This window comes from Collinsella vaginalis (assembly GCF_900176655.1).
Classification (GTDB): domain Bacteria; phylum Actinomycetota; class Coriobacteriia; order Coriobacteriales; family Coriobacteriaceae; genus Collinsella; species Collinsella vaginalis.
This window is the reverse complement of the sequence record NZ_LT838842.1, coordinates 207,158-221,018: the sequence shown is the minus strand read 5'-3', so window position 1 is coordinate 221,018 and position 13,861 is coordinate 207,158. Positions and strand designations below refer to the sequence as shown.

The window sequence follows — 13,861 nt, the reverse complement described above, 5'->3', positions numbered from 1 at the left end:
CACGCGTGACGCCGCCGCCCGCCGCGTCGCCGCGCCCGACGCCGCAGAGATCGATCGCGCTCTCGCCGAGGGCCCCAATCCGCTGCACCACCAGGAGCCGGTCGCCTGCGACTACGCGCGCCGGGAGATGGCGACCTCCCCGGAGAACGCCCTCGTCGGCATGGCGTACGCCCTCGGTGGCGACGCCCTCGACCGCAAGCGCGTGATCGGCGCCGACATCCTGTTCGAAGCCCTGCTCGGCTCCAACGAGGCGCCGATCAAGAAGGCCATCCTCGCGGCCGGTCTGGGCGGCAACGTCATCAGCTACACGCAGGCGGTTTTCCTGCAGCCCTATGAGCTCATCATCCTGCAGGGCGCGCGGGAGGGCGTGGCCCAGGAGCTTCGCCGCGTGATCGAGGAGGAGTGCCGGCGTCTGGTTCGGGAGGGCATCCCCCGCGCCCGCCTCGAGGCCGTGCTCTCCAGCAACGAATTCGATCTGCGCCAGCGCGACTTCGGCACGGCCGACGGCGTGGTCCTCGCCCTCGATGCCCTGTCAACCTGGCTGTACGACGACGATGCCGCGACGCTCGCACTCTCCTACGGCCCGGTCTACGCCGAGCTCCGCCGCGAGCTCGAGGGCAGTTTCTTCGAGGACCTGCTCCGGGAGATCGTGCTCGAGAGCGACCATCACGCCCTCGTGGATCTCGTACCGGTTGANGACCCGCGGCCCCATGGCGAGGGCGCCGGCGATGGCGACGCGCTGCTTCTGGCCGCCTGAGAGGTCGGCGGGATCGCGCCGCGCCTCATCCGACATGGAGACGGCCGCAAGGGCGGCCTCCACCCGCTGGGCGATTTCAGGGGAGGGCACGCCCAGGTTCTCGGGACCGAAGGCGACGTCATCGGCGACGACGCTCGTGACCATCTGGTCCTCGGGGTGCTGGAAGACCATGGCGACCTGGCGGCGCACCGCGAGTGCTCCGTCCGCTACCGCGGGGTCGATGCCCATGACGTGGACCGTTCCCGAGTTTGCGAGCACGAGGGCATTCATAAGCTGTAGAAGGGTTGACTTGCCGGATCCGTTGCTCCCGAGGATGCAGACGCGCTCGCCGGCGCGTATGCGCAGCGTAACGCCGGCGAGCGCGGCAGTCTCCCCGTAAGCGTACTGGGCGTTCTCTATGACGATCTGAGCTTCTTCCATCATTCCTGTGACGATGTGAGGACATTCATGGCCGGCGTGAGCAGGACCTGGCCCGCCACGACGTTGATGACCATCTTGATGAGGTTGAACGGCAGGAGGATGGGGAGGATCATCGCGGCGACATCGGCCATGGTGACGGCCGTGTAGAGCGGGGTGACGATGAGGTTCGCCGCGCATGAGAGCGCGACGGCGACGACCGCCCCCGCGATCATACCCGCGACCGAGGCCGCCCGGCCGCTCTTGCCGCGCTGGTAGATGATGGCGGCCAGGATGACGAACGCGCAGGTGTTCAGCGTGCCCATGATGGCGCCAAAGGGGTCGAGGAAGACGCGGGGGAGCCAGGAGATGATGGCGACCGCAGCGCCGAATTTCGGGCCGAAGGCGAGCGCTGCGATGAGGCAGATGATGCCCGAGGGATCGTAGGCCAGCCAAGGGGCTGCCGGCATGAGGGGGATCTGAATGAAGCTCGCAATCAGCGATGCAGCCGTGAGCAGGCCGGCGAGTGCGATTTTTCTGGTGTTGATGGTGCCCATGGGGCCTCCGTTTCTTCCGTCCGGACTGTAACCGTCGGCCCCGGAATCTCACCGGGTCAACCGCCGCAGCGGGTCGCGGGCTCCTGGATGGTATGAACAGCCAGTCACCGCCGGTGGGGAATCTCACCCCGCCCTGAAACTACGGCAACACTATACACGCTCTGCTGCATTGTTCAAGCGTGGGGTATAGTTTTCGGAGACGAGACGATGAGAGCGGGTGCCCCATGCATGCATACGACAGCTTCAACGAGGACCTCCTCGGCGCGCTTGCCGCCGTTGTGGGTGAGGACGACGTGCTCATGGTCGAGCCCATGCGGGCGCATACGACGTTCAAGATCGGCGGTCCCGCTGACGTGCTCGTGCGCCCGCACACCCCTGAAGAGGCCGTCCGCGTCCTCGATCTCCTCTCGATCGGCGGTGTGCCGGCGACGGTGGTGGGCAATGGGTCTGACCTGCTCGTCGGCGATCGCGGCATCCGCGGTGCCGTGGTGCTCTTCCGGGAGAACATGGCGGGCATCCAGGTGACAGGGGAGCGTGTGGTCGCCGAGGCGGGTGCCCCGCTGCGTGATGTGGCCCTCGCCGCCGCGGATGCGGGTCTTTCCGGCATGGAGCCCCTCTGGGGGATTCCCGCCACCGTGGGTGGGGCCTGTCATATGAACGCCGGCGCCTACGGCGGCCAGACCTCCGACGTGCTCGAATCGATCAGCGTGTACGCGCCCGGTGCACCGGGCGAGAAGGGTCGGGTCGTCGAGCTTCCCGCCGCCGAGCTCGCGATGGGGTATCGCAAGAGCCGGGTCCACGACGAGGGCCTCACGGTGCTCTCGGCGACCTTCCGCCTGGCCCCTGACAGCGCCGATGCGATCCGTGCGGCCATGGACGATTTCAGGCAGCGGCGCGAGGAGAAGCAGCCCCTCGAGATGCCGAGCGCCGGGTCGACCTTCAAGCGCCCCGAGGGCTATTTCGCGGGCAAGCTGATCATGGATGCGGGCCTTCGCGGCGCGCAGGTGGGCGCCGCGAAGGTTTCGGAGAAGCATTGCGGTTTTGTGGTGAACACCGGGAGCGCCACCGCGCGGGACGTGCGGGCTCTGATCGAGCATGTGCAGGACGAGGTCCGTCGCCAGTTCGGAGTGGAACTCGAGCCCGAGGTCAAGCAGATCGGGGAGTTCTAGCGACCGGATACGCAAGCGCTCGTTGACCTGGTCCTGTGGCTATACCGTTAGAAACACCATCGCGATGATCATGGCGAAGCCGGCGAGATCGGTGGGGGCGAAGACCGTTCCGATCATGACGGCGCTCGTGATCGTGGCCGAGACGGGCTCCACGGTACCGAGCAGGCTGGCCCGCATCGAGCCCACATCCTTCACGCCTTGCATGTAGAGCAGGTAAGCGAGCAGGGAGCCCACGAGGATGAGCACGGCGTACGCGGTCCATCCGCTGCCATCGAGGGCGGGGATCGCATCCCATGGGCGCGCGATGGCGCTGACCGCGACGCCCGAGGCGAACATCGCCGAGCCCGTGACGACGGTCGATCCGTATTCGGGCAGGATGCGCGCGGGCAGGATGGCCACGAGCGCCGCCGCCACGGCGGTGAGGCCGCCCATGGCGAGGCCCAACGGCGGGATGGCGAGGCGTGCGGGATCCCCGCCCGTCGCGATCAGGAAGGTACCACCGAGGGCTAGGGCCACGCCGATCAGCTCGCGGGTTCGCGGACGGCGCCGTGAGCGGAGGCAGGAGTAGGCCATGATAAGGACCAGCTGCAGGCACTGCAGGACGGTTGCCGTGCCGGGGTTGGTGATCTGCACGGTCACGAGGTAGGCGAACTGGTTGAACAGGAGGCCGAAGCCGGCGAAGATCAGAAGCTCGCGCCGATGGGCGGGCGTGGTCCACAGCCTGATCAGACGCTCCCGGTCGAAGATCAGCGCGATGGCGATGAACAGGATCCCGGCGAGCAGCTGCCGCGAGCTCATCAGCCAGATCACGTCAACGTGGTAGCGCTCGAAGAGGAAGCTCGCGGCCGTGCCGGAGAATCCCCAGAACGCGCCGCCGACAAGGGTGGCGGCAACGCCGCGGAGGAGCGTCCGGGACGCGTCGTCGTTCAGACGCTCACGCCAGACGCGGCGCTCAGCCCGCGCAGCCTCTCCGGTACCCGCCGTCGGTGCCGACCCGAGCTCGCCTGGGGTCGCGCCTACCCCCTGTGCCGGTTCTTGTTCCACGTGCCATCCCCTCTCTGTGCCCTGCCAACCATATCGCATATCTGAAGGCGGGGGCCGGAGGATGCGCTCCTCCTCCGACTTTCAGGTCACGGTCGTCCCGGGCCGCGCGCCTTCGGGCTTACGCAGGCCGGTGACGGGTAAGCTATGGCTCAGTACCCAACGCATAAGGAGTTCCTATGTCAGACACCGAGGCAACGATTCCCGTCCGCGAGCGTGCCGCGTCCCTGCTCGAGCCCATGCTCACTTCGGGCGCCCCCATATCCGGGTTCAACGTCGAGCGCGCTGAGGAGATTCCCGAGCTGGATGTCACCGCTTACGTGCTTCGCCACAGCGGCTCGGGCGCGCGCCTGCTCTACCTTGCGAGCGAGGACGAGAACAAGGCCTTCGCCATCGGCTTCAAGACCCCGCCCACCGACAGCACGGGAGTCTTCCACATCCTCGAGCACTCGGTTCTTTGCGGTTCGGCGAAGTTCCCGGTGAAGGAGCCGTTCACGGACCTCATCAAGAGCTCGATGCAGACCTTCCTGAACGCCATGACCTATCCGGATAAGACGGTCTACCCGGTGGCGAGCACGAATGAGCAAGACCTCCTGAACCTCATGGACGTGTACATGGACGCGGTGCTGAACCCGGCCATCTACACCAAGCCGAGCATCTTCGAGCAGGAGGGCTGGCATCTCGAGCTAGATGCTCCCGAGGGGGCCGCTGTCACGGACCCCGCGTCGCGCCTACGCTACAACGGCGTGGTCTACAACGAGATGAAGGGGGCGCTCTCCGATCCGATGAGCGTGCTCGATGACGCAGTGGCTGCGGAGCTCTTCCCCGACACGGCGTACGCGTGTGAGAGCGGCGGCGACCCGCGCCATATCCCGGACCTCACCTACCAGGCCTTCCTGGACACCCACGCTCGTCACTACAACCTCGCGAACAGCTACATCACGCTCTACGGCGATCTCGACATCGCCCGGGCCCTGGCGTTTCTCGACGACCGCTACCTCGGCGAGNGCGTGATCGAGGAGGAGTGCCGGCGTCTGGTTCGGGAGGGCATCCCCCGCGCCCGCCTCGAGGCCGTGCTCTCCAGCAACGAATTCGATCTGCGCCAGCGCGACTTCGGCACGGCCGACGGCGTGGTCCTCGCCCTCGATGCCCTGTCAACCTGGCTGTACGACGACGATGCCGCGACGCTCGCACTCTCCTACGGCCCGGTCTACGCCGAGCTCCGCCGCGAGCTCGAGGGCAGTTTCTTCGAGGACCTGCTCCGGGAGATCGTGCTCGAGAGCGACCATCACGCCCTCGTGGATCTCGTACCGGTTGAGGAGGACGTCGCCGGGGCTCCTGGTGCCGACCTGGTGGCGCGGCGCGCGTCCATGAGCGACGCCGAGCTCAAGCAGGTGGCGGAGAACGTCGCGGCTCTGCGCGCCGAGCAGGAGGCGGAGGACAGCCCCGAGGCCCGCGCCACGCTCCCGCGCCTTAGGGTGGCGGACATCGGGCCCGCCCGGCCCGAGCCGGCGCTCACCGTCGACACGACCACGCCGCTCACCTGTTTGAAGCACGACATACCCACGCACGGGATCGCATACATGACGGCGTATTTCGACCTCTCGCACGTGAGCTTCACCGAGCTTGCGTACGCGTCGGTGATGGCGCGCCTCATGCAGCAGCTCGCCACGAAGCGCCACAGCGCCGACGAGCTCGACAGCTACGTCACTTCGAATTTGGGCTTCCTGTCGTTCTCGACGTCCGTCTTCTCACAGCCCGACTGGCGCCTCGCCCGCCCGGTGCTCCAGGTGTCGGCGGCCTCCCTGTCGGAGAAGCTCGAGCATCTGGTCGAGATCCCGCGCGAGGTCTGGGCTGAGACCCTGTTTGAGGACACCGGTCGCATCCGCGACGTGCTCACGCAGCTGAAGATCGGCATGGAGCGGGGCTTTCTGAACGCTGGCCATCAGGCTGCGCTCGCCCGTGCGATGAGCTACGTCTCGCCCGCCGCCGTGGCGGAGCAGCAGATGCGCGGCGTCGATTTCTACCGCTTCATCTGCGATCTGCTCGAGCACTTCGACGAGCGTAAGGATGAGCTCGTCGACCGCCTGCGCGACCTGCAGGAACGCGTCTTCACCTCGACGGGCCTCGTGACGAGCTTCATCGGCTCGGATGAGGATTACGCCCGGTTCTGGGAGCTTGGCGGCACGCTCGGCCTCACCGAGCGCACCGCGCCGGAGCGTGAGCTCATGGTCAGGTGGCCCGAGCCGAAGGCCGAGGCCTTCGTGATCCCGAGCGACGTCTGCTTCGCCGCACGCGCTACAGATCCGCGCGTGCTCGGCCTCGAGACGAACGGCGTCTGGAGCGTGGCCTCGCAGGTGCTCTCCTACGACTACCTCTGGAATGAGATCCGCGTGAAAGGCGGCGCCTACGGCTGCGGATTCCGGACGCGGGCCGATCGGCAGCTGGCCTTCTACACCTACCGCGATCCGGCGATCGACGCCTCGCAGACCCGCGTCGAGGGTGCGGGCGCATGGCTCTCCTCCTTCGATCCGGACGAGGCCACCTTCGAGGGCTTCATCGTCAGCTGCGCGGCGGGCTTCGACGCGCCGCTCAAGCCCTTTGCGCTCTCGAGACGGCAGGATAGCGAGTTCTTCGGCCGTCGCCCTGCCGGCTGGCGCGCGTCCCTGCGCGAGGACGTGCTCAAGACCACCCCGGCGGATGTGCGGGCCCTCGGTCCTGCGGTGACGCGGGCGGCCGAGGAGGCACCGCTCTGCGTCTTCGGAGGTCGCGAGATCATCGAGGCGAGCGGTCTCGACCTCAACAAGGTCGAGCTCCTGGGGTAAGGGGCGCGGGCGCTGAGGCGCTCGGAGGTCGGGCCCGGTTGATGGATGTGTCGACCGGGCAGGTTCTCGTAAAAAAGATCCCGTTCGCGCCCAAGGGGTTGAACGGGAAGGATGTCGCGGGGTCGCGGACTACAAGCCGTAGAGATCGCTGAACTTGCGCTCGAGGTAGGCTGCGTAGAGACGTGCGTCGAGTGGGCCACCGCAGGCGTCCCGGATGAGCTCGGGGGCGTCCTTCGAGCGGCCCCACCGCCAGATCCGTTCGCGAAGCCATGAGCGGATGGGCGCGAGATCGCCTGCGGCTGCGGCCTCGTCAACGGCCACGCCGTCGCGCTCCATGGCGGGGAGGAACTGGGCGTCGTAGGCGCTCCCCAGGGCATAGGTGGGGAAATAGCCGAAGCTGCCCCCGCTCCAGTGCGTGTCCTGTAGGGCTCCTCGGGCGTGGTCGGGGATGTCGAGGCCGAGGTAGTGCTTGGTGCGTTCGGCCCAGAGGGCGGGGACGTCGCGGGCGGTCGCCGCGCCGGCGAAGAGCTCGCGCTCGATCTCGTAGCGGATCATGATGTGCAGAGGATAGGTGAGCTCGTCCGCCTCCGTGCGTATGAGTGACGGCTCGGCGATGTTCACCGCACGGTAGAGCTCGTCTTCCGAGACGCTGCCATAGACCTCGGGCACATGCTGGCGCAGGATCTTGAGGAGCGGTCCCATGAAGGCCCGCGATCGGCCGATCGTGTTCTCGAAGAGACGGCTCTGACTCTCGTGAATGCCGAGCGAGGTGCCGCCCTCAAGGCGCGTGTAGGCGTAGGCGGGGTCGACGTTCTGCTCGTAGATGGCATGACCGGCCTCATGGATGACGGAGTAGACGTTGGACATGAGGTTGTCCTCGTAGATATGCGTCGCCACGCGCGCGTCCCCTGTCGCGAAGCCCTCTGAGAAGGGGTGCTCGGTGAAGGCGAGGGTGGCCGCCGGCATATCGAGGCCGACCAGGCGCATGAGGTCGAATGACATCGCCCGCTGGACCTCTTCGGGAACATGCGCGGTGAGGAAGGCGGCCGCAGGACGGGGACGCTTTCCGATCTCGGCCACGAGCGGTACCACGGTGTCGCGGACCGTCTCGCAGAAGGCGTCGAACTGGGCCGCGGTGAGGCCGCGCTCGTATTGATCGAGCAGGACGTCATAGGGATCGCGGGCTGGGTCGAGGTAGGTGGCGCGGCGTTTCAGCATGTCGACAAGGCGGTCGACGTACGGCTCGAACGAGGCCCAGTCATTCGCGAGCTTTGCCCGGTGCCAGACGGCGTCGGCCTCGACGACCAGCTTGGTGAAGGCCACAGCCTCCTCCTCAGGGATGGCCGCGGCCTCCCGCTGGTCGCGCTCGAGGACCCGCGCCTCTGCGGCGACCTGGTCATCGGTGATGTCGCCGGCTGCCATGGCGTCCAGGACGGCACGTGTGATGGCACGGGATGCATCCGAGGTGAGCAGGGCGTGGTTTTTGGCCGCAAGGTACCCGAGCGCCTCGCCGCGCGCGGCCGCCCCCTTCTCAGGCGCCACGGTCGCCCCGTCGAACTCGGAGATCTTCATCAGGTACTCCTGGCACCAGAGCTCGCGCTCGAGTGCGCGCAGGTCGGTGACGAGGGAGGTTGCGGCGGGGTCTGCGTGCGGCATGGGTTCCTCCTTGCGGCGGGCCACCGTGGGGCGGCGTATGTGCTTTGACCCAGTGTAGCGCCTTGGTGCCGTCGGGTCGCCTGCTGGCTCCGGGGTCCTACGTTCCCGCACGGCGCATGGCAAACCTCGCCGCTTTGGTACGGGTTNGGGGAGCTCGGGCGCTACATAGGCTGGTACAACTCGGGCCGCCTCAAGGCGTTCCGGGGCGGGGGCCGGACCGTCTACGACACGATAGACGGCAGGAGGGCGCGGCCGGGCCTCGCGGCCTAGCCGTGTACGGAAAAACGTCCGCACCCCCAAACCTGTACCAAGGTGGGGAGGTTTGTCCGCCCCGCCTCCTCCGGCAGGACAGCCGTCGCAATCGCCCGCGTTCGGCCTCATGTTTCCCTGCTTTGCGGCAGGCCGCCGCTGTCAAGGCCCGCATCCTGCCCATCGCGCCTCCGCGACGATGTGCTATCCTTGCCCACAACGCGATGACGGAGAGGTCACCCCTCGCACGTCACGGCAGAGAGAAGCGGGGTCGCAGGCTGAAAGCCCCGTTCCGTGACGAGGGGTCGAGTTCACTCCCGAGCAGCAACCTGAACGGCGCCCGTGCGCTGAGTAGGGGAGCCGCCCGCCCGGGCGAGATCGGGTGAAAGCGGGCATGCCGGGAGGACATCCGGCAGCCAAGCGAGGTGGTACCGCGGACCTTTCCGCCCTTGCCTGCTCTCTTCATGGGGGCAGGCAAGGGCGGTTTTTCATGGGAAGGATACATATGAGTCTGATCGAGGATCTGGAGCAGCTCGAGGTGCGGGCGCGCGAGCGCATCGCCAGCGCTGCGACGCAGGACAAGCTCGAGGAGGCGCGCGTGGCCCTGCTGGGCCGCAAGGGCGAGCTCACGGGTCTCATGCGCATGATGGGCAAGATCGCACCTGAGGAGCGTCCTCAGGTGGGCCGTCGGGCCAACGAGGTCCGCGCCGCCGTGGAGAGTCTGCTCGGCGAGCGGATCGACGAGATGCGCCGCGAGGCCCAGAAGCACCGCCTCGCCGCCGAGGCCATCGACGTCACCCTGCCCGGCGTCCGTCCCCTGATCGGGCACCAGCACCTGATCAGCCAGATCATCGAGGAGATCGAGGACGTGTTCTGCGGCATCGGCTACACCGTGGAGTCGGGTCCCCAGGTGGAGACGAGCTACAACAACTTCACGGCCCTGAACGCGCCCATGGACCATCCGAGCCGCTCCGCGCGGGACACCTTCTACGTGGTGGACAACGCCCCCGGCACGGTCGACCATCCCGAGGCCCACGCCCACGGCGAGTCCGATTTGCTTCTGCGCACCCAGACCTCGGGTGTCCAGATCCGCACCATGCTCTCCCAGCGCCCGCCCATCTACATGGTCGCCCCCGGCCGCGTCTTCCGGCCCGACACGGCCGATGCGAGCCATCTGCCCCAGTTCAACCAGGTCGAGGGCCTGGTCGTTGACCACGGCATCACCTTCGGCGACCTCAAGGGGACCCTCGACCACTTCGTGCGCGCCATGTTCGGCGAGGACCGTCGCACGCGCTACCGCCCGCACTTCTTCCCGTTCACCGAGCCCTCCTGCGAGATCGACGTCTCCTGCGGGGTCTGCCACGGCGAGGGGTGCAGCTTCTGCAAGCACTCCGGATGGATCGAGATCCTGGGCGCCGGCATGGTCGACCCCAACGTGCTTGTGAACTGCGGGATCGATCCCGAGGAGTACTCCGGCTTCGCGTTTGGCGCCGGCGTCGAGCGCATCGCGGCGCTCCGTTACGACCTGCCCGATCTCCGTGCCCTCATGACGGGCGACATGCGCTTCCTCGCGCAGTTCTAATCGGGGACGAACACAACGGAAGGAGCGCTTTTCATGCGCGTTTCATATGATTGGCTGAAAACCATGGTCCAGGTGCCGGACGACCCCGCGGAGCTCGTCCGCGAGTTCGTGCGCACGGGCACCGAGGTCGAGGCCGTGGACACTGTCGGCGAGAGCTTCGACCGCGTGGTGACGGCGCAGGTCGTCACCAAGACGGCCCACCCTGATTCAGATCACCTCTGGGTCTGCCAGGTCGATGTGGGCCGGTTCAACCTCGGTGAGGACGGAGAGCCCGCGCCGCTGCAGATCGTCTGCGGGGCCCAGAACTTCGAGGCGGGCGACCACATCGTGACGGCGCTCGTCGGCGCGAAGCTCCCTGGCGGCGTCGAGATCAAGAAGGGCAAGCTTCGCGGCCAGGTGTCCGCGGGCATGAACTGCTCCGAGCGCGAGCTGGGGCTCTCCTCTGACCATGCCGGTATCTGGATCCTGCCCGAGGACGCGCCGGTGGGCGTGCCCCTGGCGGAGTACCTGGGGACCGCCGACACGGTGCTCGACTGCGAGATCACGCCGAACCGCCCGGACTGCCTCTCCATGATCGGCATCGCGCGTGAGGTCGGTGCCATCTACGACCGCGATATCACCGTCGATCTGCCCTCCATCAAAGCCGAGACGGGGACCCCTGCCCCTGAGGCGCTCTCGGTGCGCGTCGACGATCCTGAGCTCTGCAGCCGGTATGTGGCGCGCATCGTGCGCGGCGTGCAGGTCGGGCCCTCGCCCGATTGGCTCGTGCGGCGTCTCGCGGCCCTGAACATCCGGTCGCATAACAACATCGTGGACGTCACCAACTATGTGATGATGCTCACCGGTCAGCCCTTGCACGCCTTCGACCTCGCCACCTTCGCGGAGCGCGGGGGCCGTCGTTCCGTGGTGGTGCGGGCGGCTGTCGAGGGGGAGCGATTCACGACTCTGGACGGTGTCGAGCGCGAGCTCGCGGCCGGTATGGGCCTCATCACCGACGGCGAGCGCCCGGTGGCGCTCGCGGGCGTGATGGGCGGCATGGACTCGGAGATCGAGGATCACACGGTTGACGTTCTCGTCGAGAGCGCCTGCTTCAACGCGGGGCGCACGAGCCACACGAGCCGCGACCTCTCGTTGATCTCCGATGCGAGCATCCGTTTTGAGCGCCAGGTCGACGAGACGGGCTGCGCCGACGTGGCCGATCTGGCTTGCGCCCTCATCGAGGAGGTGGCTGCGGGCGCGGTGGCCCCGGATCGGGTCGACGTGTATCCGTCGCCGCGCGCGATCGAGCCCGTGTCGCTGCGCCTCGCCCGCGTGCACGCCCTCACCGGCGCCGATATCGAGCCCGCGTTCATCGAGCGCGCCCTCACGCGCCTCGGCTGCACGGTCGAAGTCGCAGACGAGGGCTTCCTCGTGACGCCGCCGAGCTTCCGCCCTGATCTGCCGCGCGAGATCGACCTCATCGAGGAGGTCCTGCGCCTCTGGGGCATGGACCGCGTTGAGGCGACGCTGCCGGCGGCGCGCAACCACATCGGTGGGCTCACGCGTGAGCAGCACCAGGTGCGCCGCATCGGCGGGATCCTGCGTGCCTGCGGCCTCAGCGAGGCGACGAGCTTCAGCTTCGCCGCTCCGGATGACCTCTCGCGCCTGCACATGGGTGATGAGGGCCTGGGGGCGCCCGTCGTCCTCATGAACCCGCTGGTGGCCGAGCAGACCGAGATGCGCCGCTCCCTGCTGCCGGGCCTGCTCAGGTCCGTGGCCTACAACGAGGCGCATGGCACGCCGAACATCCTGCTCTACGAGGTGGGGACGCTGTTCCATGGACGGGAGCACGCGAGCCTTCCGCGCGAGGTCCGGTCGGTGGCGGGCGTGCTCTCCGGCGTCGCAGCCGAGGACACGTGGAATCAGAAACACAAGCCTCTGCGGTTCTTCGATGCGAAGGGCGTGGTGGAAGAGCTCCTTTCCCAGCTTCGCGTCGAGAAGGTCCAGATGAGGCCCGCCGAGGGGGACGCCTACGCCTTCCTGCAGCCGGGTCGCGCCGCCGAGGTGCTCTCCGGCGGGTCGGTGCTCGGCTGGGTGGGTGAGGTGCATCCCGATGCGCTCGCGTCCCTCGACATCAGCCTGCCGGTGGCCGCCTTCGAGCTCAACCTCGAGCAGCTGCTGCGCGCGGCGCGCGGTCAGGAGCGCTACCAGGTGTTCTCAAGCTTCCCGAGCGTCGATGTCGACGTGGCGATCGTCGTGGGTGAAGAGGTGAGCTACCAGGACCTCGTGCGACGCATCGAGAGCGCGGGCGGCCGCCTGCTCGCCGGCGTGAGACTCTTCGATGTGTATCGTGATCCGGTGCGCGTGGGGCCGGGTAAGAAGTCGATGGCGTTCTCCCTCACCTACCAGGCGACAGATCACACGCTCACGGGTGAGGAGGTCGAGCGGGCACATGAGAAACTTGTGGCCAAGGTGCTCCGCGCGGTGAAGGGCGAGGTCCGGGCGTAGCGTTGCCGAGTACGCGGCTCCCGGTTTCACGGATCGGGAGCCGCCGGTCTTACGGGATCTGTGACCGGCGTCGCAGCGCTTGTCGGGTGGTTGTGATTTCCGGGATGCGCGCGGCCCTGCCGGTTCGCCTCCGTGTACGCTGCTCGCGGGGCGTCAGTTGAGAGGTCAGGATGCCAAGCTGGAATATCCATATCGCTCAGACGGAAGAGCTGCTCAGTCGCGGGGGAACCCTCGCCGCCACGGTGCGCGACCGCAACGCCTTCCTGTTCGGCAACATCGTTCCCGACATCATGGTGGGATACATGGTCCCTGGCGTCAGCGAGCCGATTCCGTACCGTATCACGCACTGTGCGGCGGAGGAGCCCATCCCGAAACCGCGTGAGTGGGAGTTCTGGGAAACCTATGTTGAGCCCTTGCTCGCTCGCCGTGTCGCCGACGGGCGTGATCTCGAAGTCCCCGTGTTCTCGCTGGGAGGGGAGCGGGCCGCGCTCGACCGCGTTCACTACGCCAAGCGTTTCGCGGCAGCGGGGACCCCTGTATCCGAAGAGCCGGTCGCGCTGCGCGACCTCCCGCCGACGCGAGAGCAGCTCGAGCAGTCCGTGCTCGATCTCGTGATCGGCGCCTGGGCCCACCTGCTCGCCGACAACCTGTGGAACACGCGCGTCAACGAGTACCTCGATGCGCACGGCGGGAAGCCGAGTGAGCAGTTTCGCATCAAAAAGCAGTCGGATTTCGATGTGTTCGGGCGTACACATCGCATAAGCTCGGTGCCCCATGCGACCGAGCGCTTGCTCGCCGCCGCCGAGGCGTTTCCCCAGTACTCGCTTGAGCGGCGCTTCACCTATGAGGCCGTGGGCGTGGCGCATGAGATCGTCCGCACCAATGGCGGCGAGGAGGGGCATGCGCCCTACCGGCTGCTCACCGACGAGTTCTTCGATACCACCTTCGCCGAGGCTGTGGAGGCCACTGAGACACGATTCGCCGCGCGCCTGCGGTGACGCCGGGTGTTGGGGCGTCGCGGGCGTGGGCATGCGCGGGAATGCGAGGTGGGCCTGCCGAGCGGGGTCCTCCTCAGCGGGTGCTCCCACACCGGAGTCTCTCGGAGGCGCACTTCGGGCCCCGCTCGTCCGGTGGAGAAAACC

At 67.6% G+C, this 13,861-nt stretch carries 9 protein-coding genes and 1 riboswitch; of the genes, 5 read left to right on the top strand and 4 right to left on the bottom strand.

Annotated elements, in window-relative coordinates; genetic code table 11:
• Positions 1-532 precede the first annotated feature (532 nt).
• Positions 533-1,177: an energy-coupling factor ABC transporter ATP-binding protein gene (locus CAP13_RS00910; RefSeq protein WP_425429816.1), complete on the bottom strand. Its 645-nt coding sequence runs from the start codon at positions 1,175-1,177 to the stop codon at positions 533-535.
• Positions 1,177-1,710 (bottom strand): ECF transporter S component, encoded by a 534-nt coding sequence (locus CAP13_RS00905; RefSeq protein ID WP_085829801.1) that lies wholly within the window; start codon positions 1,708-1,710, stop codon positions 1,177-1,179. Before CAP13_RS00905 ends, CAP13_RS00910 begins: the two co-directional genes overlap by 1 nt.
• Before the next feature lie 4 nt (positions 1,711-1,714).
• A riboswitch (FMN riboswitch) is annotated at positions 1,715-1,855 on the bottom strand.
• A 79-nt stretch (positions 1,856-1,934) separates the two neighbouring features.
• Here CAP13_RS00905 and murB point away from each other — a divergent pair.
• Positions 1,935-2,879, top strand: coding sequence for a UDP-N-acetylmuramate dehydrogenase (gene murB / locus CAP13_RS00900; RefSeq protein WP_085829800.1), 945 nt, complete (start codon positions 1,935-1,937; stop codon positions 2,877-2,879).
• Between the two features lie 39 nt (positions 2,880-2,918).
• Here the strand turns inward: murB and CAP13_RS00895 are convergent, their stop codons facing one another.
• Positions 2,919-3,923 carry a DMT family transporter gene (locus tag CAP13_RS00895; RefSeq protein WP_245798848.1) on the bottom strand — a complete coding sequence of 335 codons (1,005 nt, stop codon included), beginning with the start codon at positions 3,921-3,923 and terminating at the stop codon, positions 2,919-2,921.
• Between the two features lie 176 nt (positions 3,924-4,099).
• On the opposite strand from CAP13_RS00895, the gene CAP13_RS00890 reads away from it, so the two are divergent.
• A complete protein-coding gene (locus tag CAP13_RS00890) occupies positions 4,100-6,745 on the top strand; it encodes an insulinase family protein (RefSeq protein WP_085829798.1) in 2,646 nt (881 codons plus the stop codon).
• 129 nt (positions 6,746-6,874) lie between these two features.
• On the opposite strand, the gene CAP13_RS00885 is transcribed toward CAP13_RS00890, so the two are convergent.
• Entirely contained in the window at positions 6,875-8,401 is a 1,527-nt protein-coding gene (locus CAP13_RS00885; RefSeq protein ID WP_085829797.1) for a carboxypeptidase M32, read from the bottom strand.
• A 754-nt stretch (positions 8,402-9,155) separates the two neighbouring features.
• Between CAP13_RS00885 and pheS the strand changes: the two genes are divergently transcribed.
• The 3 genes from pheS (at position 9,156) to CAP13_RS00870 (ending at position 13,717) form a co-directional block, all read left to right on the top strand.
• A complete protein-coding gene (gene pheS, locus CAP13_RS00880; RefSeq protein WP_085829796.1) occupies positions 9,156-10,232 on the top strand; it encodes a phenylalanine--tRNA ligase subunit alpha in 1,077 nt (358 codons plus the stop codon).
• A 33-nt stretch (positions 10,233-10,265) separates the two neighbouring features.
• A complete protein-coding gene (pheT, locus tag CAP13_RS00875; protein WP_085829795.1) occupies positions 10,266-12,719 on the top strand; it encodes a phenylalanine--tRNA ligase subunit beta in 2,454 nt (817 codons plus the stop codon).
• A gap of 170 nt (positions 12,720-12,889) precedes the next feature.
• Positions 12,890-13,717 carry a hypothetical protein gene (locus tag CAP13_RS00870; RefSeq protein WP_085829794.1) on the top strand — a complete coding sequence of 276 codons (828 nt, stop codon included), beginning with the start codon at positions 12,890-12,892 and terminating at the stop codon, positions 13,715-13,717.
• The last annotated feature ends 144 nt before the right edge of the window (positions 13,718-13,861 follow it).